Below are 24,929 nucleotides of genomic sequence, written 5' to 3' on the forward strand. Positions count from 1 at the left end.
AAGAATCTATTTTCCCTCCCTGGAGGACAACCGTGTCTAAGCGTCGTGTAGTTGTGACCGGACTGGGCATGTTGTCTCCTGTCGGCAATACCGTAGAGTCTACCTGGAAAGCTCTCCTTGCCGGTCAGAGTGGCATCAGCCTGATCGACCATTTCGATACTAGCGCCTATGCAACGAAATTTGCTGGCTTAGTAAAGGATTTTAACTGTGATGACTTCATCTCGCGCAAAGAGCAGCGCAAGATGGATGCCTTCATTCAATATGGAATTGTCGCTGGCATTCAGGCCATGCAGGATTCTGGCCTTGAAGTGACGGAAGAGAATGCTACCCGCATCGGTGCCGCTATTGGTTCCGGTATTGGCGGGCTTGGCCTGATCGAAGAAAACCACAGTTCGCTGGTAAAAGGCGGACCGCGTAAGATCAGCCCGTTCTTTGTTCCTTCCACAATCGTTAACATGGTGGCCGGGCATCTGACCATCATGTTTGGTCTGCGTGGACCAAGCATTTCCATCGCAACCGCATGCACTTCTGGCGTACACAACATTGGTCACGCCGCGCGCGTTATCGCCTATGGCGATGCTGATGCAATGGTCGCCGGTGGTGCGGAAAAAGCCAGTACCCCGCTGGGCGTAGGCGGCTTTGGCGCAGCGCGCGCGCTGTCCACCCGTAATGACAACCCGCAGGCGGCAAGCCGTCCGTGGGATAAAGAGCGTGATGGTTTCGTGCTGGGCGACGGCGCCGGCATGGTCGTGCTGGAAGAGTACGAGCACGCGAAGAAACGCGGTGCGAAAATCTATGCTGAAATCGTCGGCTTTGGTATGAGCAGCGATGCCTACCATATGACTTCACCGCCGGAAGATGGCGCTGGAGCAGCGCTGGCGATGGTTAACGCTATTCGCGACGCGGGTATTGAAGCTAGCCAGATTGGCTACGTCAACGCCCACGGTACCTCTACGCCGGCAGGCGATAAAGCAGAAGCGCAGGCGGTGAAATCTGTCTTCGGTGACGCTGCCAGCCGCGTAATGGTGAGCTCGACTAAGTCAATGACCGGTCACCTGCTCGGTGCAGCGGGCGCAGTAGAGTCTATCTACTCCATCCTCGCGCTGCGCGATGGCGCTGTTCCGCCAACCATCAACCTGGATAACCCGGATGAAGGTTGCGATCTGGACTTCGTCCCGCACGAAGCGCGTCAGGTAAGCGGTCTGGAGTATACCCTGTGTAACTCCTTCGGCTTCGGCGGCACTAACGGCTCGCTAATCTTTAAAAAGGTGTGATGCGCGCCTGACGTAACATCCCAGTTTACGTCAATGCCCATCGAAAATTGGCCCGCTTGTCGGGCCTTTTTTATTCGGTTTTCTCCGCTTGTTCAATGTCTCTCCTCCTGCGAAACTAACCGGCCAGCGATAAGGAGTCTTTTATGTTTTTAATCAATGGCGCTGAAAGCGAAACGCTCGCGGTGAACGATCGCGGCGTGCAGTTTGGCGATGGCTGCTTTACCACTGCGCGCATCCTCAGAGGCCAGGTTCAACTGCTCTCAGCCCATCTGGATCGCCTGCAGACGACCTGTGAAAAGCTCTTTATCCCCTATGGCGACTGGGCGCTATTAGCGCAGGAGATGGCGCGTCTGGCGCAGCCTCATCAGGATGGCGTGCTGAAGGTCATCATCACCCGCGGAGCGGGCGGCCGCGGCTATAGCGCCGCGGGCTGTGTCAATCCCACAAGAATTCTCAGCGTGTCGCCCTGGCCGGCCCACTATCTGCGCTGGCGCGAGGAGGGGATTTCCCTGTCGCTGAGTCCTGTCAGGCTGGGACGAAACCCTTCACTCGCCGGACTCAAGCACCTTAACCGGCTGGAGCAGGTGCTGATTCGTTCTCATCTTGAGCAGACGGACGCCGATGAGGCACTGGTCCTTGACAGCGACGGGTGGCTTACGGAATGCTGTGCCGCGAACGTATTCTGGCGTAAAGGATCCGACGTCTTTACCCCGCGCCTCGATCAGGCGGGGGTCAACGGTATTATGCGCCAGTACATTCTCGCTAAGCTGGCACCATCGCCGTTTCGCGTTGTCGAAGCCACCATGCGCCCCGAGGCGTTACGCGAAGCCGATGAGGTCGTGGTCTGTAACGCATTAATGCCGCTGGTGCCTGTTCGCCGCTGGAATGATAAATGTTGGTCCACCCGCGAGCTTTACCATTTTTTAGCCCCTTTGTGTGAGCTGTCTGATTAGTCATGAAGAAAATGTTACGTTTCATCCTGCTGATGGTGGTGGTGCTGGGCATCGCCGCGGGCATCGGTATGTGGAAAGTTCGCCAGCTGGCGGATAGCAAGTTGCTGATAAAAGAAGAGACTATCTTCACTCTTGCCACCGGAACGGGGCGCCTGGCGCTTGGGCAACAGCTGTATAGCGATAAAGTCATTAACCGACCGCGGGTTTTCCAGTGGCTGCTGCGCATCGAGCCTGAGCTCTCCCATTTTAAAGCCGGGACCTATCGCTTCACGCCTGATATGACGGTCCGCCAGATGCTGCAGCTGCTGGCCAGCGGCAAAGAGGCGCAGTTTCCGCTGCGCTTCGTTGAAGGGATGCGGGTGAGCGATTACCTGCGCCAGCTGCGCGATGCGCCTTACGTCAAGCATACGTTGGCGGATGACAGCTATGAAACCGTCGCGAAGGCTCTTGATCTTGAGCATCCTGATTGGGTTGAAGGCTGGTTCTGGCCGGATACCTGGATGTATACCGCCAATACCAGCGATGTGGCCATCCTTAAGCGAGCGCATCAGAAGATGGTTGCCGCGGTCGATAAAGCCTGGGAAGGGCGGATGGAGAATCTGCCGTATCACGATAAGAACCAGCTGCTGACAATGGCCTCGATTATCGAAAAAGAGACGGCGATAGCGGACGAGCGCGACCGTGTCGCATCGGTATTTATCAACCGTTTACGTATCGGTATGCGTCTGCAAACCGATCCGACCGTGATTTACGGGATGGGTGAGAGTTATAATGGCAAGTTGACACGTAAAGACCTGGAAACTCCGACCGCTTACAATACCTACGTCATAAACGGCATGCCGCCGGGACCTATCGCCGCACCGGGTGAGGCCTCGCTAAACGCCGCCGCACATCCGGCGAAAACGCCGTACCTTTATTTTGTCGCGGACGGTAAGGGCGGGCATACGTTTAACACTAACCTGGCCAGTCATAACCGCTCGGTTCAGGACTATTTGAAAGTACTTAAGGAAAAAAATGCGCAGTAACTATATCGTCATCGAGGGCCTGGAGGGCGCAGGGAAAACTACCGCGCGTAATTGTGTGGTAGAGACGCTAAAACAGCTGGGCGTAAGCGATATGGTGTTTACCCGCGAACCGGGCGGCACCATTCTGGCCGAGAAGCTGCGCAGCCTGGTGCTGGATATTCAGTCCACCGGCGATGAAGTGATTAATGATAAAGCGGAAGTGCTGATGTTTTACGCGGCGCGCGTGCAGTTGGTGGAGACGGTTATCAAACCCGCTCTGGCCCGCGGTCAGTGGGTCATTGGCGATCGTCACGATCTCTCAACTCAGGCCTATCAGGGTGGCGGTCGCGGAATTGATCAAACGATGCTGGCGACCCTGCGTGACGCGGTACTGGGGGACTTTCGTCCCCATCTTACGCTTTACCTTGACGTGACTCCGGAAGTCGGTCTTAAGCGCGCCCGCGCCCGAGGCGAACTTGACCGAATCGAGCAGGAGTCACTGGATTTCTTTAATCGTACTCGTGCCCGCTACCTTGAACTGGCGGCGCAGGATGCCACTATACGCACCGTTGACGCTACCCAGCCGCTAGAGGCCGTGGAGCGCGACATTCGTGCGGTAGTGAATCAATGGGTCGCGGAGCAAGGCGCATGAAATGGTATCCGTGGTTACGCCCGCCCTTTGAACAGCTGGTTGCCAGCTATCAGGCGGGGCGCGGCCACCATGCGCTAATGGTTCAGGCGCTGCCGGGCATGGGGAGCGATGCGCTGATTTATGCGCTTTGTCGCTTTCTGATGTGCCGCCAGCCGGAAGGGCATAAAAGCTGCGGTCATTGCCATAGCTGCCAGCTGATGCAGGCCGGCACCCATCCTGATTATTATGCGTTGACCCCAGAAAAGGGAAAGAACTCGCTCGGGATCGATGCCGTGCGCGAAGTTAGCGAAAAGCTCTATGAACATGCCCGACTGGGCGGCGCGAAGGTGGTGTGGATCGGCGATGCCGCCATACTGACGGATGCGGCGGCAAACGCGCTGTTGAAAACGCTGGAGGAGCCGCCGGAGAATACCTGGTTCTTCCTTGCCTGTCAGGAACCTGCTCGCCTGCTGGCGACGCTGCGCAGCCGCTGTCGGTTATATCACCTCGCTCCGCCTTCAGAACGCTACGCACTGGCGTGGTTAGAGCGTGAAGTGACAATGTCACAAGACGCGCTTCTCGCAGCGCTGCGTCTGAGCGCCAACGCGCCAGCGGCGGCGCTGGATCTGCTTCAGGATGCACACTGGGCACCACGCCAGCAGCTTTGCCAGATCCTCGGAAATATTTTAACCCACGGCGACTGGCTGACGCTGTTGCCGATTTTGAACCATGAGCAGGCCGCGATTCGCCTGCACTGGCTGGCATCGCTGCTGGTCGACGCGCAAAAAAGGCAGCAGGGGATTACGCTTATCAGCAATCCTGATGTCTGGCCTCTGGTGAATCAGCTGGCCGCGGCGCTGCCGGCGGCGCGCCTGCAGGCGATCGCGCGTGACGTCAGCGCCTGCCGCGAGCAGTTGCTAAACGTGGTCGGCATTAATCGCGAACTGCTGCTAACCGAGCGCCTTCTGCGCTGGGAACATTACCTGCAACCCGGGGCGGTCCTTCCCGTATCCCATCTCTGAGAGAGACATCATGTTTTTAGTCGACTCCCATTGCCATCTCGATGGCCTGGATTATCAAGCGCTGCATAAAGATGTGGACGATGTGCTGGCAAAGGCCGCCGCGCGCGATGTGAAATTTTGCCTGGCGGTTGCCACGACGCTGCCGGGATACCGCGGTATGCGCGAACTGGTAGGCCAGCGTCACGACGTCGTTTTCTCCTGCGGCGTGCATCCGTTAAACCAGGATGAAGAGTATGACGTTGAAGAGCTGCGCAAACTCGCCGCAGAGGACGGCGTGGTCGCGATGGGCGAAACCGGGCTCGATTATTTCTACACGCCGGAAACGAAAGCCCGTCAGCAGGCGTCTTTTCGCGATCATATCCGTATAGGCCGGGAGCTGAATAAGCCGGTTATCGTTCACACCCGCGATGCCCGCGCCGATACGCTGGAAATTTTACGCGAAGAAAAAGTGACGGATTGCGGTGGCGTACTACACTGTTTCACTGAGGATAGGGAGACCGCGGGTAAGCTTTTGGATATGGGGTTCTATATCTCGTTTTCCGGCATTGTGACATTCCGTAATGCGGAGCAGCTTCGCGATGCTGCGCGCTATGTCCCTCTCGATCGCCTGCTGGTGGAGACCGATTCACCGTATCTGGCGCCGGTACCGCATCGCGGTAAAGAGAACCAGCCGGCCCTGGTCAGGGACGTCGCCGAGTATATGGCGGTGCTTAAGGGCGTGTCGCTAGAGCAGCTGGCGCAACAGACCACTGAAAATTTCGCTACGCTTTTTCATATCGACCCCTCCCGGCTGCAACCTCTCTGATATTGCTTATTATTTTAAGGCTCGTAATTAATAGCCAAAGCGAGTAAAGTTCACCGCCACAAATGGGGCGGTGAAGGTTTTTTGGCAACATTCAGACACGATTTATGTAAACCAATGTAAGTTTTTAATGGATGTCTGATTGAAACGTGATAGCCGTCAAACAATCATCCCGGTAATTATTTTACTCTGTGTAATAAATAAAGGGCGCTTAGATGTCCTGTCCACGGCGCGGTTCTCCCCCCGGGCCAATGCGTGAAAACGTAAAAAAGCACCAAATACTCAGGAGCACTCTCAATTATGTTTAAGAATGCATTTGCTAACCTGCAGAAGGTCGGTAAATCGCTGATGCTGCCGGTATCCGTACTGCCTATCGCAGGTATCCTGCTGGGCGTCGGTTCCGCAAACTTCAGCTGGCTGCCAGCCGTAGTTTCCCACGTCATGGCGGAAGCGGGCGGTTCGGTCTTCGCTAACATGCCGCTGATCTTTGCTATCGGTGTCGCACTTGGCTTCACTAACAACGACGGCGTATCCGCTCTGGCATCGGTCGTCGCTTACGGCATCATGGTGAAAACCATGTCCGTGGTTGCACCTCTGGTCCTGCATTTACCTGCTGAAGAGATTGCGGCTAAACACCTGGCGGATACTGGCGTACTCGGCGGTATTATCTCCGGTGCCATCGCAGCGTACATGTTCAACCGCTTCTACCGCATCAAATTGCCTGAGTATCTGGGCTTCTTTGCGGGCAAGCGTTTTGTGCCAATTATCTCCGGTCTGGCAGCGATCTTCACTGGTGTGATCCTGTCCTTTATCTGGCCGCCGATCGGTACCGCAATCCAGACTTTCTCCCAGTGGGCTGCTTACCAGAACCCGGTTGTGGCGTTCGGTATCTACGGCTTCATTGAACGCTGCCTGGTGCCGTTTGGTCTGCACCACATCTGGAACGTTCCTTTCCAGATGCAGATTGGTGAATACACCAACGCAGCCGGTCAGGTCTTCCACGGCGATATTCCGCGCTACATGGCAGGTGACCCGACCGCGGGCAAACTGTCCGGCGGCTTCCTGTTCAAAATGTACGGTCTGCCGGCCGCTGCTATCGCTATCTGGCACTCTGCTAAACCAGAAAACCGCGCAAAAGTGGGCGGTATCATGATCTCCGCAGCGCTGACCTCGTTCCTGACCGGTATCACCGAGCCGATCGAGTTCTCCTTCATGTTCGTTGCGCCGATCCTGTACGTTATCCATGCGATTCTGGCAGGCCTGGCCTTCCCGATCTGTATCCTGCTGGGTATGCGTGACGGTACTTCGTTCTCTCATGGTCTGATCGACTTCATCGTTCTGTCCGGCAACAGCAGCAAACTGTGGCTGTTCCCGATAGTCGGCATCTGCTATGCGATCGTTTACTACGTGGTGTTCCGCGTGCTGATCAAAGCGCTGGATCTGAAAACCCCGGGTCGTGAAGATGCAACCGAAGACAGCAAAGCTGGCGCCACCAGCGAAATGGCTCCGGCACTGATTGCCGCTTTCGGCGGTAAAGAGAACATTACTAACCTTGACGCATGTATCACCCGTCTGCGCGTGAGCGTAGCGGATGTGGCGAAAGTTGATCAGGCTGGCCTGAAAAAACTGGGTGCCGCAGGCGTGGTTGTTGCAGGTTCAGGCGTTCAGGCTATTTTCGGTACCAAATCCGATAACCTGAAAACTGAAATGGATGAATACATCCGCAGCAACTAAGTTGTGATTTGGGGAGACTAAGGCAGCCAACTGGCTGCCTTTTTTAATGGGCAGCCGGCATAAAAAAGGGAACCCGGCGGCTCCCGTGACGCTGACTGCTTATCAGAATTGATAGCTGGCCGTTATGCTGAAGTTGCGTGGTTCACCGTAGACGATTGAACCATCTATATTGGTGTCGTAGGTTTTGTCTAACAGGTTGTTGACGTTCCCCTGCACAGCAAAGTTTTTAGTGACCTGATAACGCGTGAACACATCCACCAGCGCGTAGCTGCCCTGTTCCGCACGGAATGTCCCGTACGGCGTAGCGGTATCTTTATATACCCGGTTCTGCCAGTTTACGCCGCCGCCGATGATCAGCTCAGGCATTACCGGCAGACGGTAGCGGGTAAACAGCTTGACGCTGGTACGCGGTAGGTTAGGGTTCACCGCATTGCCTTCATTGTCTTCAGCGACAAAACGCGTCGCCCCGAAGGTCATCTGCCAGTTATCGGTGAGCGCGTCGTTGATTTCAAACTCTACCCCTTTGCTCACGGTACCATCGACGGTTTTATAGGCGGCTTCGCCGTTGCTGCCCGGGATTTGCCCGCCGGTCGCCTGGCCAAGATTATCCTGCTCAATGCGGAAGAGGGCGAGAGTGGTCGTTAAACGGCTGTCCATCCAGTCGGACTTCAGGCCCACTTCATAGTTGTTTCCGGTAATTGGGGTCAGGTATTTACCCGAACTGTCGCGCTTGTTCTGCGGCTGGAACACGGAGGTATAACTGGTGTAGGCCGACCAGTTGTCGTTGATGTCATAAACCAGCCCGGCGTAGGGCGTGGTATGGTTTTTCTCCATGTTGTAAGTCAACGTCGCGATACTCCAGTTGTTATAGCGGATGCCAACGATGAGATGCAGCGGGTCAAGCAGGGAAAAACGCGTCGCGGCATATACCGATTTCATTCTCGTGGTATCGTCCTGCGCCAGGCTCTGCGGGCCCCAGTTGGTCTCCGGGAAATTACTGCTATTAAAGTTATTGAAGCTGCCAATCTCATCGGGGAACACGTTGGCCCAGGCGCTGAAATAGCGGTTATTTTGCTTGCTGTAGCTGGCACCGACCATCAGGTTGTGCTGGCGACCAAACAGGTCGTAGCCGCCGTCGGCGTACAGGTCAACGGCGTCGACCTTACGCTTGCCGCTGTTCCAGCCGGTACCGCCGACGTAATCATAGCCCGGACCGTAGCTGCTATAAGAGCCCACCAGCATTCCGGTCGCTTTATTGACGTACGCGTCCACGTACATCATTTTGCTATCGAATTTGACCTCGGAATGGGTGGCATTCATCGTCGCCTGCCAGGTCTCGGCAAAGCGCTGTTTCAGCGTGATGAAGACTTTGTTGATCTCTTTATCGTTATAGGCCCAATCCGGGGCGGTACTGCGGGCGCGGTCATAGCGGTTGTTGCTGCCATCGGTATTCCAGCGCGGCAGGCCGCCCCATGTCGGGCTATTCACGTCGATACGCTGATACTCGTAGCCAGCGGATAAAGTGGTCGATGTACCGAGATCGGCATCAACAATACCGGAGAAGAACGTTTTTTCGCTGTTGTAGCGATCCAGCCATGAGTCATTGTTTTGATAACCCGCGATAATGCGCGCCCTTACGCTGCCATCGTCCATTAGCGGGCTCTGCATATCAGCAACGTAGCGCTGCTTATTCCAACTGCCGTACTCCGCCGTGACCTCTCCCTTGAACTCCCGGTTGGTCGCGTGCTTGCGGATCATATTGATCGACGCGGCAGGATTGCCGGTGCCGGTCAGCAGGCCGTTAGCGCCGCGCACGACCTCAACCCGTTCGAAGAGAGCCATATCGGAAAGCGCGTCGCCCAGATTCCAGCGGGATTCAAACCAGGTTGGAATGCCATCGACCATATAGTTGTCTATCTCAAAACCGCGGGAGTAGTAGCTGGTGCGGTCGGAATCCGCCTGGCTGCCGCTGATCCCCATGGTATGTTCCATCACATCGCCCAGGGTTTGTAGCTGTTGATCCCGCATCCGCTGCCCGGTGATGATGCTGACCGACTGCGGAATATCGCGCTGGGTCATCTCCATTTTGGTCCCGGCTGAGGTAGTTCTGACGCTGTAGTCCTGTTCTTGTGTATCCGAGGCGCTATCTGAGGAACCTTCTACAATGATAGTGTCTTCGGAGGCGCCGGCTGCCTGGCTAAGGTTTGGAAACAGCGCCAGCGTTATGCCCACAGCAAGCAGGGACGGCGCGGTTCGCCTATCCCGGGGATTGGTGGAGAGAGACATCATAAGCCCTTGATCATGTGATAGTCGTTATTCGCTGCGGCGCTATGGCCACGGTCGATTGTCAATGCACTGTTTGCGTTATGAATGCAAATGAGAAATATACGCATTAATATTTAATGTGTAAACAAGGGTAAAAATAGCGGTCCGCAGGCTGCTTTCGCGGGTGCTGCACCGCATGCCGCTGAGAAACGCTTAATCCATCAGCAGCTAAGCGCTTTGTCGCGCAAGAAAAAACGCATTCAGGTTGAAAGAGGGGGAGTAACTCGCTCATACTCTTAGGGGAATCCTGTGCATCCGCGTTTACCTGCAGAGGCAGGCCAGAGCACGGTATAAAAATTATTAAGGAATCAGTCATGGCAGAAGAAACGATTTTCAGCAAAATCATTCGCCGGGAGATCCCGTCGGATGTGGTATATCAGGATGAGCTGGTTACCGCTTTTCGCGACATCTCTCCGCAGGCACCAACCCATATCCTAATCGTTCCCAATATCCTGATTCCCACCGTCAACGATGTGACCACAGAGCACGAGCTTGCCCTGGGACGTATGATGACCGTTGCGGCGAAAATCGCCCGCGACGAGGGGCTTGCCGACGATGGCTATCGCCTGATCGTCAACTGCAATCGCCACGGGGGCCAGGAGGTGTACCATATCCATATGCACCTGCTGGGCGGCCGTCCATTAGGCCCGATGCTGGCTCATAAAGGTTAACATCCATGCGCGCAGCCCATTTCGGCGCACTTCTGGCCGTGACGTTACTGGCCGGGTGCGGTTCGCATCCGGAAATTCCGGTCAGCGATCGGCAAAGTCTGGTGATGGAATCAAACGTACTGGCAGCGGGAATTAGCGCTGAAGTACCGACGGTGACCGCATCCGAGATTCAGGCGACGGCGACCACAAGATTATTCAATGAACGCCAGGTGCCGGTGACCGTGCATTATCGCTTTTTCTGGTATGACGCCAGGGGGCTGGAAATGCATCCGCTGGATCCGGCGCGCAGTATAACGGTTCCGGCACACTCTTCCGTCACGCTGTATGGCAGCGCCAATATTCTGGGGGCGCACAAAGCCCGACTTTATCTTTATCTGTAAGAGGTAATCGTAATGATTAAATTATGTCGCTATGCATTAGTTACCGCACTGGCGATATTCCTTGCCGGATGTGTGGGGCAACGTCAGGAACCCGCTCCCGTTGAGGAAGCGCAGCCGAAGCCGCAGCAGCCAGTTCAGCCGCAGCCGACTGTGCCGACTATTCCCGCGATCCCTACGCAGCCGGGGCCGATTGAACACGGCGAGCAGCCAGCCCAGCCAGCGCCGCGCGTACGTCACTTTGACTGGAGTTCCGCGGTGCAGCCGATGATCGGGCAGATGCTGCAGGCCAGCGGCGTGAATGCGGGGAGCATTTTGCTGGTCGACAGCGTCAATAACCGTACCAACGGCACCCTGAATGCCGGTGAGGCCACCACGGCGCTGCGCAACGCGCTGGAAGGCAATGGGAAATTCACCCTTGTCTCGCAGCAGCAGTTGGGCGTAGCCAAACAGCAGCTTGGCCTGTCGCCGCAGGATAGCCTTGGCAGCCGCAGCAAAGCGATGGGCATTGCGCGTACCGTTGGCGCACAGTACGTGCTCTATTCCAACGCGACCGGTAACGTCAATTCCCCTGAGCTGAAAATGCAGCTAATGCTGGTACAGACCGGCGAAATTATCTGGTCAGGTAAAGGTGCTGTTCAGCAACAATAAGCTCACGCGCGACGAAGTGCTGTCGCGCTTTTTCCCGCGCTATACGCCTGTCGCCGCGCAGGCCCAAAACGGGCTGAGCGGCGGCAGCTGCATTCTCAGCGATGGTCGGCAAAAGCGGGTGCTGCGCCAGCCGCACGATCCGCGTGCGCCGGCCAGCGACTTTCGCCGTCAATATCACGTCCTGTCACGCCTTCCCGATTCGTTAGCGCCTGCGCCGGTCTTTTATTCTCCCGCCTGGATGGTGGTGGAATATTGCTCAGGCGACGTGGTTAACGCATTACCGGAGTGTCCGGCGCTCGCAGGGTTACTGTATCATCTGCACCGGCAGCCGTGCTTTGGCTGGCGTATCGCGCTGCGGCCGCTGCTTGAGTTGTACTGGCAACAGTGCAGCCCCGCGCGGCGTACGCCGAGTTGGCTGCGCTGGCATAAACGCCTGCTGCGCCGCGGCGAGCCTCAGCCGCTGCGCCTCGCCCCGTTACATATGGATGTCCATGCGGGCAACATCGTTCACGGCGAGTCGGGACTGCGGCTGATTGACTGGGAGTATGCGGGCGATGGCGATATCGCGCTGGAGCTGGCGGCAGTGTGGATCGATCCCGTCGCGCAACGTCGGCTAGCTGCAGAATACGCGAGACTGGCGAGCATTGATGAGCATCAGCTCTGGCGGCAAATTCAGCGCTGGCGTCCGTGGGTGCAGCTACTGATGGCGGGCTGGTACGAGCGGCGTTGGCAGCAAACCGGCGACCGGCAGTTTATTGCGCTGGCGGATGAGGTATGGCGCCAGTTAGACAAAAAGTAAAAGGATAAGAGAGGTGGGTGTGGGTCCGGTAATGTTGGATGTCGAAGGTTTTGAACTGGATGCGGAAGAGCGTGAGATTCTGGCGCATCCTTTGGTTGGCGGGCTGATACTGTTTACCCGCAACTATCACGATCCCGCGCAGCTGCGCGAGTTGGTTCGCCAGATCCGCGAGGCTTCGCGCAACCATCTGGTGGTGGCGGTAGACCAGGAAGGCGGGCGCGTGCAGCGTTTTCGTGAAGGCTTTACTCGTCTTCCCGCAGCGCAGTCCTTCGCCGCGCTGCTCGGCATGGAGGAGGGCGGTAAGCTAGCCGCAGAGGCCGGCTGGCTGATGGCCAGCGAAATGATCGCCATGGATATTGATATCAGCTTTGCGCCGGTGCTGGACGTTGGGCATATCAGCGCCGCTATTGGCGAGCGTTCTTATCACGACGATCCTGACAAAGCCCTGGCGATAGCTCGTCATTTTATTGACGGCATGCACGCCGCGGGTATGAAAACTACCGGTAAGCACTTTCCGGGACACGGGGCGGTGACGGCCGATTCCCATAAAGAGACGCCGCGCGATCCGCGCGCGCAAGCGGAAATCCGCGCCAGAGATATGTCCATTTTCCGTACGCTGATCGGCGAGCAGCGGCTGGATGCCATCATGCCCGCCCACGTCATCTACAGCGACGTTGACCCGCGTCCGGCCAGCGGCTCCGCGCATTGGCTAAAAACGGTCCTGCGCGGCGAGCTGGGCTTCGATGGGGTCATCTTCTCTGACGATCTCTCAATGGAAGGGGCGGCGATTATGGGCAGCTATGCCGAGCGCGGCCAGGCATCGCTGGATGCGGGTTGCGATATGATCCTTGTCTGCAATAATCGTAAGGGTGCGGTCAGCGTGCTGGATAACCTGTCGCCGATCAAAGCAGAGCGTGTTACGAAATTGTATCATAAAGGTTCCTTTAGCCGTCAGGCGTTAAGGGATTCCGCCCGCTGGAAGACGATCAGCGCGCAGCTTGAGCAGCTTCACGCGCGCTGGCAAGAGGCGAAATCCGCGTAATAAACCTGAAAGGCGTTGTTGTCTGGTGAGGATGCGATGATTATCTATTTACATGGTTTTGACTCAAACAGCCCCGGTAACCATGAGAAGGTGCTTCAGCTTCAGTTTATTGACCCCGATGTTCGGTTGATTAGCTACAGCACGCGGCATCCCAAACATGATATGCAGCATTTATTAAAAGAGGTCGATAAGATGCTGCAGCTGAGTGCCGACGATCGGCCGCTGATTTGCGGCGTGGGTCTTGGCGGCTTCTGGGCGGAGCGAATTGGCTTTCTTTGCGATATCCGTCAGGCCATTTTCAACCCGAATCTGTTTCCCAATGAAAACATGGAAGGGAAGATTGATCGGCCGGAAGAGTATGCGGATATCGCTACCAAGTGCGTTAACAATTTCCGCGAAAAAAACCGCGACCGTTGTCTGGTGGTGCTGTCGCGCCAGGACGAAGCGCTGAATAGCCAGCGTTCGGCGGACCTGCTGCACCAATACTATGAGATAATCTGGGATGAAGAGCAGACCCACAAATTTAAAAATATCTCCCCGCATCTGCAGCGAATAAAGGCCTTTAAAACCCTCGGCTGATCTCCTCCCGGCCCGCGATGTGCCAACATCGCGGGCTTTTTTTATCCATTTTGCGATTTGACGCTCAAAAAATATGCAGTAAAACTTGATGCATATCAATTTTGGTATGACCAATGCACCGTTCATGTTATTCTCGATCCCGCTGAATGGTTTCACTGCCGTAACCTGTTGTTAATTAAAGGTTATATGTATAACTTTTAATTAACAATTGGTTAATAATTTTAGGGGGTCGCGTGACTACACCATTGAAAAAAATAGTGATTGTGGGTGGTGGTGCCGGTGGGCTGGAGCTGGCTACCCAGTTAGGGAAAAAGCTGGGCCGTAATAAAAAGGCCAAAATTACGCTGGTTGATCGTAATCACAGCCACCTGTGGAAACCGCTGCTGCATGAAGTGGCGACCGGTTCACTTGATGAAGGTGTAGACGCGTTAAGCTATCTTGCTCACGCCCGTAACCACGACTTCCAGTTCCAGCTGGGGTCGGTGGTGGATATTAACCGCGAAACCAAAACTATCACCCTCGCCGAGCTGCATAACGAGAAGGGCGAGCTGCTGGTGCCCGAGCGTAAGCTACCTTACGACACGCTGGTGATGGCGTTGGGAAGTACCTCGAACGACTTCAACACGCCAGGCGTGAAAGAGAACTGTATCTTCCTCGATAATCCGCATCAGGCGCGTCGTTTCCATCAGGAAATGCTGGATCTGTTCCTCAAGTATTCGGCGAATCTCGGGGCGAACGGCAAGGTGAATATCGCCATCGTCGGCGGCGGCGCGACCGGCGTCGAGCTGTCGGCCGAGCTGCATAACGCGGTGAAGCAGCTGCACAGCTACGGCTATAAAGGACTGACCAATGAAGCCCTGAACGTCACGCTGGTTGAAGCCGGCGAGCGCATTCTGCCCGCGCTGCCGCCGCGCATTTCCGGCGCCGCGCACAGCGAGCTGACCAAGCTTGGCGTTCGCGTACTGACCAAAACCATGGTCACCAGCGCTGATGCTAACGGCCTGCATACGAAGGAAGGCGAATTTATCCACGCTGACCTGATGGTGTGGGCGGCGGGGATTAAAGCGCCGGACTTTATGAAAGAGATCGGCGGTCTGGAAACCAACCGTATTAACCAGCTGGTGGTTGAGCCGACCCTGCAAACGACTCGCGACGCGGATATCTACGCTATCGGCGACTGCGCCTCCTGCGCCCGTCCGGAAGGCGGTTTTGTCCCGCCGCGCGCTCAGGCTGCGCACCAGATGGCGACCTGCGCTCTGCATAATATTCTGGCGCAGATGAAAGGTAAGCCGCTGAAAGCTTATACCTATAAAGATCACGGCTCGCTGGTGTCGCTCTCTAACTACTCCACCGTTGGCAGCCTGATGGGCAATCTGATGCGTGGTTCAATGATGATCGAAGGGCGTATTGCGCGTTTCGTCTATATCTCTCTGTATCGCATGCACCAGATTGCGCTGCACGGTTACTTTAAAACCGGCCTGATGATGCTGGTAGGACGTATCAACCGCATTATTCGTCCGCGTCTGAAGCTGCATTAATGTCTATGGGCGGCAAAGCCGGAAGGTTTTGACCGCCCGTTTTCCTGACGAATGATGAGATCAATCGGCAGAATATCCTCCTGTCCTTCCCGGAAAACCCTCTCGGATTCCTCCGAATCCCATTGATTTGCCGTACGTTCACGCACTTTTCATCCGCTTTCTTATTTGCAAGCCTGATGGCTGGGTTGCAAAATTAAAGGCAATAGCAACGAAGGAGGAAGTCCCGTGAATAAATCAATGTTGGCGGGTATAGGAATTGGCGTGGCTGCCGCGCTGGGCGTCGCAGCTGTTGCCGGTCTTAACGTGTTAGACCGCGGCCCGCAGTATGCACAGGTAGTGTCCAGTACGCCGATAAAAGAGAGCGTCAAAACCCCGCGTCAGGAGTGCCGTAACGTTACCGTGACCCATCGTCGACCGGTGCAGGATGAAAACCGCATCGCCGGTTCCGTCTTAGGCGCGGTGGCCGGTGGGGTTATTGGTCATCAGTTCGGCGGTGGGCGCGGCCGTGACGTTGCCACCGTAGTGGGCGCGCTGGGCGGCGGCTATGCCGGTAACCAGATTCAGGGCTCAATGCAGGAAGGGGATACCTACACCACCACGCAGCAGCGCTGCAAAACGGTGTATGACAAATCGGAAAAAATGCTCGGTTATGACGTCACTTACAAAATCGGCGACCAGCAGGGCAAAATCCGGATGGATCGCGATCCAGGCACGCAAATCCCGCTGGACAGCAATGGTCAACTGATTCTGACTAACAAAGCGTAAAAAAGATGTTTATCTTTATTAGCCCCTCAGGCACTCAGGCCGAGGGGCTTTTTTTATCAGAAGCTCAGCGCGTAGTTCAGACCGAAGGTACGGCCGCGCCCTTTATACTCGTATAAAGAACTGCTGCCGTAGGTCGGGCTGTAGAGCAGCGGCGCGCGCTGGCCCCAGACGGTGACATAATCTTCATTAAGCAGGTTCTCGATGCTGAAGGTCAGCTTGCCGACAGGGAGCGCGTAGCTACCGATAAAGTCCACGGTATTGTAACCATCGAGCTTATTGCCGCTGGCATCGCTTATATCAAACACCTGCTGGCTCTGTACCCGCAGCGACCACGGCTCCGGCGCCCAGCCAACCCAGGCGGTGGCTTTTGACGGCGAGGCGAGAGTGACGTCCCACTTCTGCCAGCTACCGTCACTCTTCACCTGGGATTTCAGCACGTTAAAGTTAGCCCCTGCGCTCCAGTCGCTGTTCGGGAAGTAGTAATCCACCGCGCCCTCTACGCCATAAATACGGCGCTTATCGGACTGCACATCGATGGTCATATCGGTACGGTTAACGACAATCGTCTTATCGGAGGTCGAATAGTAAGCCGCCAGCTGGGTGCGCAAATTATCGCCGGTGTAGCGCCAGCCCAGTTCGTAGGAGTTAACTTTAATCCCCTGTAGCGGCGAATCGCCTACGTTCATGCTTGAGAGCAGCGGAAGATGGCCGTTGACCGCCGCGCCGTATTTACCGATGCCGTAGTATTTGCCCGGATCCGGCAGCTCAACGCCCTGGGAGAAGTTAAACCAGGTCTGCTGACGGTCGGTGAGATGCGCCACAATCCCGGCGTTAAAGAGGAAGTTATCGTAATCGGTTTTTCCGCCCGGAATGGCATCCGCCGAGCTAACCTTGCCGCTGGCGACATCCTGTTGCTGGGCATAGCCGACAAAATCATCGACCCGGTTTTCCGTCCACTGATAACGCACGCCGCCGCTGATAGTGAAGATATCGTTCAGGTCATAGCTGGACTGCAGGAACGGCGCCAGGTTGGTGATGCTGTAGCCCGGGTAACGGCCAGTGGTGAAGATGGCCTGATTGTTCAGGCCGCCGGAAGACATCGACTGGCCCAAATCGAAGAACATCTGATTGGCGTTGAAGGTTTCATGGTCCGCGTCGACTCCCCAGGTCAGGTCCCAGCCGTCCAGCGGTTGGCTATTCAGGGTGATCTTCGCGCCATACTGATCGGTATCCTGCTTTGAAGACGAGAAGCTGCTGACCTGGCCTTTGCTAAGCGTTGGGAAAGGATAAAAGGTGAGGGATTCATCGCGGTAATAGACCTGACTGACCAGGTTCTGACCGAGGAAATCGGCATCGGAGTACTGCAGGCTAATCAGGTGGCGTTCGGTGCCGGGGACGCGGTCGGAATTCAGACCGTCGGTGGTAAAAGCTTTGCCATCGCCGGTCACCGCCGACATATTTTTCCCCAGGTACAGGCCGTAATCGTCGCCCTGGCTTTTATAGTACTGCGTAACCAGCTGCAGCTGGCGGTTCTCGTCAATCTCAATGGTTCCCGTTCCCATCACATCCAGACGATCGGAATGCTGAAGCCCGGTCTGGGTATTATCAAGGAGCAGCGCATCGTGGTTACTGTCATACCAGCCGCCAAAACGCTGATAAGCGACCGATAAACGACCTGATGCGTGGTCAGTGCCGCCGCTTACCGCGGCAGCCACGCGTTCATCATGGTCGTTGCTGTTGGCAAAACCGGATTTCCCCTCCAGCTCCAGATCGACCTGGCGCTCCTGTTGGCCCTTTTTGGTGACGATATTAATCAGGCCGCCGGTACTGCCGCCGCCGTACAGGGATGTTGCGCCGGAAATCACCTCGATGTGTTCAATGTTAAACGGATCGATAGAGTCTAGCTGGCGGCTGTCGGTACGGGAGGAGTTAAGGCGAACGCCGTCAATCAGGACGACGATCGCACGGCCGCGCATATTCATGCCGTAGTTGGTACGTCCCTGGCTGCTGACGTCGATGCCCGGGATCAGCTGTGCCAGCACGTCTTTGAATTCTTTACCGCCCTGAACCTGCTGTTCAATTTCCTGGCCTTCGATAACCCAGGTGGTCTGGGCCATTTCAGCGACGGTACGGTGCGTTCGGTTAGCGCTGACGATCATGCTGTCATCAGCGGCCCAGGCGGGCAGGGCGGTTGCCAGCAGCAGTGGGTTAAGCACCCAGAGACGCTTGTTCATGCTCATTCCTTTTATGAGTTTATACCCGTCATTCTTCAAGCTGCAGGCGCGTTACTCGGCCTGCGGCCTCGCCCCTATGGGGCCAGCGCTAGCGCAGTTCAAGGCACAAGTTCCTTGTTCTGCCACTCGAATTATTAAGGGCTTACGATATCGTTGTTTTCGTTATTCGGTACGGGCGTACCGGTTGTTACACGGTGAAATATACAGAAACGTTTAAGACCGAATTTTGCCCGTATTGATTATTGTTATCAATATCATTCTCGCGAAATGAACAAAATAAATGACTGAAAACATTGCTTTATGTAGGGATTAAGGGGGAGGGAACCGGTGGGAGCCCACCGGTAAGCGAGGTCTTAGCGCTGAAGAACCCGGGGCCACAGACGCAGCGTGGTCTCGGCGATTTGCATGATTTTAGTGAAGTCAGCGCCTTCACGGGCGCTTATAGACATGCCTTGTAATATGCAGTTGAGGAACTGGGCCAACTGACGCACGTCGCCGTCTGCCGGGAGTTCGCCGCGCAGCTGTCGCTGCTGCAGAAATTGCGTAAGGGTCTGTTCCTGCATCGCGTGCCGCGACTTAACGGTATTGGCGATGTCGGTTGACGCCGCCGCCAGCGCCGCGGAGGTATTGATCATAAAACAGCCTGCCGGCGTCTCTTTACTGGTGAAGCAGGTCGCGACGGCGGTGAAGTAATCGCGTAACGCCGTGTCGACGCTTTTCTCTTCGTCAAAAAGAAGCGCTTCGTGTTTGGCGGCAAAGCGGGAGATGTAGCGATCCAGCACCGCGCGAAACAACCCCTCTTTATTCACAAATTCCGCGTAGAGCGTAGGAGCTTTGGCGCCCGTCGCTTCCACTAAATCGGCGAGAGAGGTGGCTTCATAGCCGTGCTGCCAGAAGAGTGTCATGGCCTTATCCAGCGCCGCTTCCCTGTCGAACACTTTAGGTCGGCCACGGCTTTTTTTCGTGCAACTTTGAACGTCAGTTGTCATGGTGCCGCTGTACCTGTGTTGGTTTGTTGAAAGGCCATTATAAAAATAAACCTTACGTGCTGCCAGCGATGTCGGTCTAAAAATAAATAATTCATATATGTATGAATTTAATGCTGTTTATAAATAGTTAAACGGTCGTTATAAAAATAGTTTGACGTGTGATATGGATCACACTATCATTTACCTATCGATCGTTAATTAAATTCGTTCGCCCCTACAATAACATTCATCTGCATAGGTATAACAATCATGAAAAACGTTAAAACGCTTGCTATCGCCGCGGTACTTAGCTCACTCTCATTCGCCAGCTTTGCCGCTGTCGAAGTCCAGTCAACACCGGCGGGTCAGCATAAAATCGGTACCGTTTCCGCCTCAGCCGGGACCAACCTCGGTTCGCTGGAAGATCAGCTGGCGCAAAAGGCGGAAGAGATGGGCGCAACCTCTTACCGTATTACGTCCGTAACCGGACCTAACACCCTTCACGGGACTGCGGTTATCTACAAATAATTGTCGCGCCACCCCAGTTATGCCACTGACCACGCGCGGATCTGACCCCCTTCAGCAGTCCGCGTGAAGTAAGAAAGCGTTGTCTCTGACGCGAAGCGGAGCCCACCCCTTATATGGCGCCGCAACCCGCAGAAAAGCAGTACTCTGTTTGATTATTGCCATAAAAAAACCGCCTCAGTGTGAACTGAAGGCGGTTTTTTTTCGTCAACGATTCAGGAAATTATAGCGACTGCTCCGTGACGCGATGGTGGCGGGTGACGTCAATCGGCATGCCCGAACGCAGCGTCATCGCGCGTTCCATAACCTCGGTATCGGTCAGCTGCGCCTGCTTGAACGTCTGCATGCTGTCATTAAGGACGATCGGTAGCGTCTGCGGATCGTCATCGATATGCTTCGACAGCGGCTGATGCACCTCCACAAGGCGAGTGCCGTTCGGCTCAACGGAAACCTTGATTGGCGTATTAATAATCGTCACCTTGGTTCCCGGCGTTATTTCGTTGTACAACGCTTTGATGTCGTCATCACGCAGGCGAATACAGCCGGAGCTGACGCGCATGCCAATGCCGAAATCGGCATTGGTACCGTGCAGCAGATACACGCCGCCGTATGCCGCCAGGCGAATGGCGTGGTGCCCCATCGGGTTATCCGGGCCGGCGGGCATCACGGCGGGCAAATCGATGCCCATGGCTTTATAGCGGGCGCGAATATTGGCCGTTGGCGTCCAGGTCGGGTTGGCGCGTTTGTCGGAGACGGTGGTGACCATTGTCGGCGTGATGGTATCACCACCGAGTTGACCGATGCCGATAGGGTACACGGTCACTTCGTTTTTGCCGGGCGGATAGTAATAGAGGCGAAGTTCGGCGAGGTTAAGGACTAACCCTTCGCGCGGCGCGTCAGGCAGCAGAGTTTGCAGTGGAATCGTCAGCACGCTACCGGCTCGCGGAACATAAGGGTCCACGCCAGGGTTCGCCTGGAGCAGGGCCAGAAAACCGACGTTATATTTTTTAGCGATCGCTTCGAGCGAGCCGCCGTTATTCTCGACCACGTGGAACTGGTTTTGCCCGACCAGACGGCTGCCCGGCGGCGGCAGGGGCCAGGTATTGGCGCGAACGGGCAGCGCCAGCGCGGCGGCGATAGCTATCATCCCCAGCCAGAGAGAAATTCGCGAAAAGCTTTTCATCACCCTAATTTCCATAATAAGTAAGTGGTTATTTTTATACGAAAAGTCCCTGAGATTATGGCTAAGCGAGTGTCTGGAAGTTCAGAGGGATTGCAAAATGTTTGTAAATTTTGCCGCACAGGCAGGGAGGGGCGGGATACGGCGCACGGACCGTATCCCGAATGCTATCAGGCGGTGGCGTTCTCTTCCAGCAGGCGCATAAACTGGCGTACCCACTCCATCCGCGTTTTACGCTCGGCGAGATCCTGCATAAACTTCAGACGCGTCGGGCCGTCCAGGCGATAGTGCTGGGGCTGCTTCTGCAACAGGCCAATCAGCCACACCGGGTTAACGTTATTCTTCTCGTTAAACTCAATGGTGCCGCCTTTTTCGTTGCTCTCCAGCTTACGGATCCCCAGCTTCTGCGCCTGCTGGCGCAGTCGGGCGATGTCGAGCAGGTTTCTTGCCGGATCCGGCAGCAGACCAAAGCGATCGATAAGCTCGACTTTGATCTCCTCCAGCTCATTCTCGTTCTTCGCGCTGGCAACGCGTTTGTAGAACGACAGGCGCGTATTGACGTCGGGGATGAAGTCGTCCGGCAGCAGCGACGGCATCCGTAGCTCAACTTCGGTCTGCTGGCTGGTGAGATCCTCCAGCGAGGGCTCGCGTCCCGCTTTCAGCGCGTCAACGGCATTTTCCAGCAGCTCCATGTAGAGAGAGAAGCCGATGGTTTCCATTGAGCCGCTCTGATCTTCGCCCAGCAGCTCGCCCGCGCCGCGAATTTCGAGGTCGTGGGTGGCCAGCGCGAATCCGGCGCCGAGATCTTCCAGCGAGGCGATAGCCTCAAGGCGTTTTTGCGCATCGGTGGTCATCGCTTTCGGATGCGGCGTCAGCAGCCAGGCGTAGGCTTGATGGTGTGAACGCCCGACGCGGCCGCGCAGCTGGTGCAGCTGAGCCAGCCCGAAGTGATCGGCGCGCTCGATAATAATGGTGTTCGCCGTCGGAATGTCGATCCCGGTCTCGATAATGGTGGTACATACCAGCACGTTAAAACGCTGGTGGTGGAAATCGTTCATCACCCGTTCTAGCTCGCGTTCGCGCATCTGCCCGTGGCCAATAGCGATACGCGCTTCCGGCACCAGCTCCGAGAGTCTTTCCGCCGCTTTTTGGATATTTTCGACGTCATTATAGAGATAGTAAACCTGGCCGCCGCGCAGCACTTCACGCAGGATCGCCTCGCGTACCACCAGCGCGTCATATTCGCGAACGAAGGTTTTAACCGCCAGACGGCGGGCGGGAGGGGTGGCGATGATCGAGAGGTCGCGCATACCGCTCATCGCCATATTCAGCGTTCGCGGAATCGGCGTTGCGGTCAGGGTCAGGATATCGACATCGGCGCGCATCGCCTTAATGCGCTCTTTGTGGCGTACGCCAAAGCGGTGCTCTTCATCAACAATCAGCAGGCCGAGATCGCGCAGCTTAACGTCCGGCTGTAGCAGCTTATGGGTGCCGATAAGAATATCGATTTTCCCCTCCGCGACCTGCTCAAGGATCTGCGCCTGCTCTTTAGCGCTCCGAAAGCGCGAGAGCATCTCAATGCGCACCGGCCAGTTGGCGAAGCGATCGCGGAAGTTATCGAAGTGCTGCTGGGCGAGGAGGGTGGTAGGCACCAGCACCGCGACCTGTTTATGGTTTTCCACCGCCAGAAACGCGGCGCGCATCGCCACTTCCGTCTTGCCGAAGCCAACGTCGCCGCACACCAGGCGATCCATCGCCAGCGGCTGGCACATATCGCTCAGGACGGCGTTGATGGCCTGCGCCTGATCGGGCGTGGTTTCGAACGGGAAGCCGTCGCAGAACAGCTGATACTGCTCTTTATCATGTTTAAATGCGTAGCCCGCTTTCGCCGCGCGCTGGGCGTAGATATCCAGCAGCTCGGCGGCCACGTCGCGCACCTTCTCGGCGGCTTTTTGCCGCGCTCGCGCCCACGCATCGCCGCCCAGCTTATGCAGCGGCGCATTCTCTTCCGCGCCGCCGGCGTAGCGGCTAATCAGATGCAGCGACGATACCGGCACGTACAGTTTGGCGTCGTTTGCGTAGGTCAGCATCAGGTATTCGCCGTTAATCCCACCCGCCTCAAGCGTTGTCATGCCGGCGTAGCGCCCAACCCCATGCTCAAGATGCACCACTGGCTGGCCGATATGCAGTTCCGCCAGATTACGGATTAAGGTGTCCGGATTAATGGTGCGGCGTGAATCCTGACGACGGCGGGCGACGCGCTCGCCCAGCAGATCGCTTTCGCAAATCAGCGCCAGGTTGCGCTGGCTATCAATAAAGCCATGCTCGGCGGCGCCGATCATCAGATAGCGGCCGTTACCCGTTGCCTCTTCAAGACGCAAAATATGCTTTGGCGCGATCTTGATGCGGGCCAGCATTTCACCGAGTGCTTCGCGGCGTCCCTCGCTCTCAACCGAGAAAATCACCGGCCCGCTAAAGGATTCGAGGAATCGACGCAGATTATCCAGCGGCGCTTTGTTCTGCGCCTGGATCGCCAGCTCGGGTAGTTTCTGATAGCCGAGGTTGGTATTGGCGGCTTTTTCTGCCAGACGCTCGGTTTTGAGCTGGACGCGCGGCCATTTTTTCAACTCGCTAAACAGTTCATCGCTACGTAGCCACAGCTGCTCCGGTGGCAAAAGCGGGCGCATCGGATCGACGCCGCGGTTTTCAAAGCGGGCGCGCGTTTCATTCTGAAAACGTTCAGCGCTGGCTTCCAGATCGCCGGTATTAACAATCAGCGTTTTCGCCGGGAAATAGCTGAACAGGGGCGGCAGGGGCTCGTTAAAGAACAGCGGCTGCCAGTATTCGATCCCTGCAGGTAGCGTGCCTTTACTGACCTGCTGATAAATATGCTCGGCGTCGCGCTTGACCTCAAAGCGGTCGCGCCACTGGCTGCGGAAAAGCTCGATAGCGGCCTGATCCGTCGGGAATTCGTGCGCCGGAAGCAGGTTAATGCTGGCGACTTCTTCCAGCGTACGCTGGCTGTCGACGTCGAACAGACGCAGGCTGTCTATCTCATCATCAAAAAAATCGAGACGGTAGGGCTGCTCGCTGCCCATGGGGAACAGGTCAAGCAATGCGCCGCGCGTGGCGTACTCGCCGTGCTCCATCACCTGGTCGACGTGACGATAGCCGGCGCTATCCAGTTGGGCGCGCAGCGCATCCCGCGACAGGCGCTGGCCTTTTTTCATCACCAGCGCGTGGCCGTGGAGGAAACTATGCGGACAGACACGCTGCATCAGAGTACTGACCGGGACAATCAGTACGCCGCGTTCCATCGTCGGGAGCTGGTAGAGGGTGGCGAGGCGCGAAGAGATAATGTCCTGGTGCGGGGAGAAGCTATCGTAGGGGAGCGTTTCCCAGTCCGCCAGGCCCGCCACCATGCTATCGGTAAACTGCCTGATTTCATCATTCAGACGCAGGGCGTTTTGCATATCGGGGGCAATCAGTACCACCGGGCCGCCGTGGCGCTCAGCCATCTCCGCCACCAGAGTGGCGCAGGCCGCGCCGGTAAGTTCGCCAAGCTGGCGCTGATCGCCGGCTTTAACCGGCAGAGAGTATCGGTATTGTTCAGGCATAGACGGTATCATGATCTCTTGGGTATTCGCTCTGCCGATATGGAGGGCAACTCGCTGATATTCAATAGTGAGATTATCCGCGATCGACCCGGATTCGCCAACCCGTATCGCAAAGGTCATGTTTTGGCCAGAAATGTAACGAACTCCGATAAGCGTAAAGTTAAATAACGGCTTGCTTATCTATCTTGTTGTTTATATTGAATTTTTGTTATTATTGCCAATAAAATCTACAGGTATC

21 protein-coding genes and 1 pseudogene are annotated in these 24,929 nt (G+C 56.1%); 17 read left to right on the forward strand and 5 right to left on the reverse strand.

Features of this window, described 5'->3' with window-relative positions:
- Positions 1-32 precede the first annotated feature (32 nt).
- The 7 genes from fabF (at position 33) to ptsG (ending at position 7,420) form a co-directional block, all read left to right on the forward strand.
- Positions 33-1,274, forward strand: a complete 1,242-nt coding sequence (gene fabF, locus KCG39_RS01970; RefSeq protein ID WP_004131402.1) for a beta-ketoacyl-ACP synthase II — start codon at positions 33-35, stop codon at positions 1,272-1,274.
- A 143-nt stretch (positions 1,275-1,417) separates the two neighbouring features.
- A complete protein-coding gene (pabC, locus tag KCG39_RS01975) occupies positions 1,418-2,227 on the forward strand; it encodes an aminodeoxychorismate lyase (RefSeq protein ID WP_004131404.1) in 810 nt (269 codons plus the stop codon).
- 2 nt (positions 2,228-2,229) lie between these two features.
- On the forward strand, positions 2,230-3,252 hold the full coding sequence (gene yceG / locus KCG39_RS01980) for a cell division protein YceG (RefSeq protein ID WP_004131406.1): 1,023 nt from the start codon (positions 2,230-2,232) through the stop codon (positions 3,250-3,252).
- Complete coding sequence (gene tmk / locus KCG39_RS01985; protein ID WP_004131408.1) at positions 3,242-3,883, forward strand: dTMP kinase; 642 nt, start codon at positions 3,242-3,244, stop codon at positions 3,881-3,883. Before yceG ends, tmk begins: the two co-directional genes overlap by 11 nt.
- Entirely contained in the window at positions 3,880-4,884 is a 1,005-nt protein-coding gene (gene holB, locus KCG39_RS01990) for a DNA polymerase III subunit delta' (RefSeq protein ID WP_142467722.1), read from the forward strand. The genes tmk and holB overlap by 4 nt, the downstream gene beginning before the upstream one ends.
- Positions 4,885-4,894: 10 nt before the next feature.
- On the forward strand, positions 4,895-5,689 hold the full coding sequence (locus KCG39_RS01995; RefSeq protein WP_004131411.1) for a metal-dependent hydrolase: 795 nt from the start codon (positions 4,895-4,897) through the stop codon (positions 5,687-5,689).
- 297 nt (positions 5,690-5,986) lie between these two features.
- Entirely contained in the window at positions 5,987-7,420 is a 1,434-nt protein-coding gene (ptsG, locus tag KCG39_RS02000) for a PTS glucose transporter subunit IIBC (protein WP_004131412.1), read from the forward strand.
- A 102-nt stretch (positions 7,421-7,522) separates the two neighbouring features.
- On the opposite strand, the gene fhuE is transcribed toward ptsG, so the two are convergent.
- A complete protein-coding gene (fhuE, locus tag KCG39_RS02005; protein ID WP_420844551.1) occupies positions 7,523-9,706 on the reverse strand; it encodes a ferric-rhodotorulic acid/ferric-coprogen receptor FhuE in 2,184 nt (727 codons plus the stop codon).
- 353 nt (positions 9,707-10,059) lie between these two features.
- Here fhuE and hinT point away from each other — a divergent pair, with 353 nt between their 5' ends.
- The 8 genes from hinT to KCG39_RS02045 all read left to right on the forward strand — a co-directional run bounded on the left by hinT (position 10,060) and on the right by KCG39_RS02045 (position 16,167).
- Positions 10,060-10,416, forward strand: a complete 357-nt coding sequence (gene hinT, locus KCG39_RS02010) for a purine nucleoside phosphoramidase (protein WP_004131415.1) — start codon at positions 10,060-10,062, stop codon at positions 10,414-10,416.
- A 5-nt stretch (positions 10,417-10,421) separates the two neighbouring features.
- A complete protein-coding gene (locus tag KCG39_RS02015; protein WP_004131416.1) occupies positions 10,422-10,796 on the forward strand; it encodes a YcfL family putative periplasmic lipoprotein in 375 nt (124 codons plus the stop codon).
- Between the two features lie 12 nt (positions 10,797-10,808).
- Complete coding sequence (gene lpoB, locus KCG39_RS02020; RefSeq protein WP_004131417.1) at positions 10,809-11,444, forward strand: penicillin-binding protein activator LpoB; 636 nt, start codon at positions 10,809-10,811, stop codon at positions 11,442-11,444.
- Positions 11,425-12,243, forward strand: a complete 819-nt coding sequence (gene thiK, locus KCG39_RS02025; protein WP_004131418.1) for a thiamine kinase — start codon at positions 11,425-11,427, stop codon at positions 12,241-12,243. Before lpoB ends, thiK begins: the two co-directional genes overlap by 20 nt.
- Positions 12,244-12,274: 31 nt before the next feature.
- Entirely contained in the window at positions 12,275-13,285 is a 1,011-nt protein-coding gene (gene nagZ, locus KCG39_RS02030; RefSeq protein ID WP_170100739.1) for a beta-N-acetylhexosaminidase, read from the forward strand.
- 36 nt (positions 13,286-13,321) lie between these two features.
- Positions 13,322-13,864, forward strand: coding sequence for an alpha/beta hydrolase YcfP (gene ycfP, locus KCG39_RS02035; RefSeq protein WP_004131420.1), 543 nt, complete (start codon positions 13,322-13,324; stop codon positions 13,862-13,864).
- Between the two features lie 233 nt (positions 13,865-14,097).
- On the forward strand, positions 14,098-15,402 hold the full coding sequence (locus KCG39_RS02040) for an NAD(P)/FAD-dependent oxidoreductase (RefSeq protein ID WP_004131421.1): 1,305 nt from the start codon (positions 14,098-14,100) through the stop codon (positions 15,400-15,402).
- Positions 15,403-15,627: 225 nt separating this feature from the next.
- A complete protein-coding gene (locus KCG39_RS02045; RefSeq protein WP_004131424.1) occupies positions 15,628-16,167 on the forward strand; it encodes a glycine zipper 2TM domain-containing protein in 540 nt (179 codons plus the stop codon).
- 56 nt (positions 16,168-16,223) lie between these two features.
- On the opposite strand, the gene KCG39_RS02050 is transcribed toward KCG39_RS02045, so the two are convergent.
- Both KCG39_RS02050 and KCG39_RS02055 read right to left on the reverse strand, forming a co-directional pair.
- A complete protein-coding gene (locus tag KCG39_RS02050; RefSeq protein ID WP_211811535.1) occupies positions 16,224-18,401 on the reverse strand; it encodes a TonB-dependent siderophore receptor in 2,178 nt (725 codons plus the stop codon).
- Positions 18,402-18,754: 353 nt separating this feature from the next.
- Positions 18,755-19,390, reverse strand: coding sequence for a TetR/AcrR family transcriptional regulator (locus KCG39_RS02055; protein ID WP_004131426.1), 636 nt, complete (start codon positions 19,388-19,390; stop codon positions 18,755-18,757).
- Between the two features lie 249 nt (positions 19,391-19,639).
- Between KCG39_RS02055 and bhsA the strand changes: the two genes are divergently transcribed.
- Positions 19,640-19,897, forward strand: a complete 258-nt coding sequence (bhsA, locus tag KCG39_RS02060; RefSeq protein ID WP_004131427.1) for a multiple stress resistance protein BhsA — start codon at positions 19,640-19,642, stop codon at positions 19,895-19,897.
- Positions 19,898-20,117: 220 nt separating this feature from the next.
- Here bhsA and ldtC read toward each other — a convergent pair whose 3' ends face one another.
- Positions 20,118-21,077 (reverse strand): L,D-transpeptidase LdtC, encoded by a 960-nt coding sequence (gene ldtC, locus KCG39_RS02065; protein ID WP_004131428.1) that lies wholly within the window; start codon positions 21,075-21,077, stop codon positions 20,118-20,120.
- 167 nt (positions 21,078-21,244) lie between these two features.
- Positions 21,245-24,691 carry a transcription-repair coupling factor gene (gene mfd / locus KCG39_RS02070; RefSeq protein WP_032742307.1) on the reverse strand — a complete coding sequence of 1,149 codons (3,447 nt, stop codon included), beginning with the start codon at positions 24,689-24,691 and terminating at the stop codon, positions 21,245-21,247.
- Between the two features lie 39 nt (positions 24,692-24,730).
- Here mfd and KCG39_RS27700 point away from each other — a divergent pair.
- Positions 24,731-24,796 (forward strand): annotated as a pseudogene (locus tag KCG39_RS27700) (hypothetical protein); the annotation flags it as partial.
- Positions 24,797-24,929 lie beyond the last annotated feature (133 nt).

It is taken from the genome of Klebsiella pasteurii (assembly GCF_018139045.1).
In the GTDB taxonomy this organism is placed as follows: domain Bacteria; phylum Pseudomonadota; class Gammaproteobacteria; order Enterobacterales; family Enterobacteriaceae; genus Klebsiella; species Klebsiella grimontii.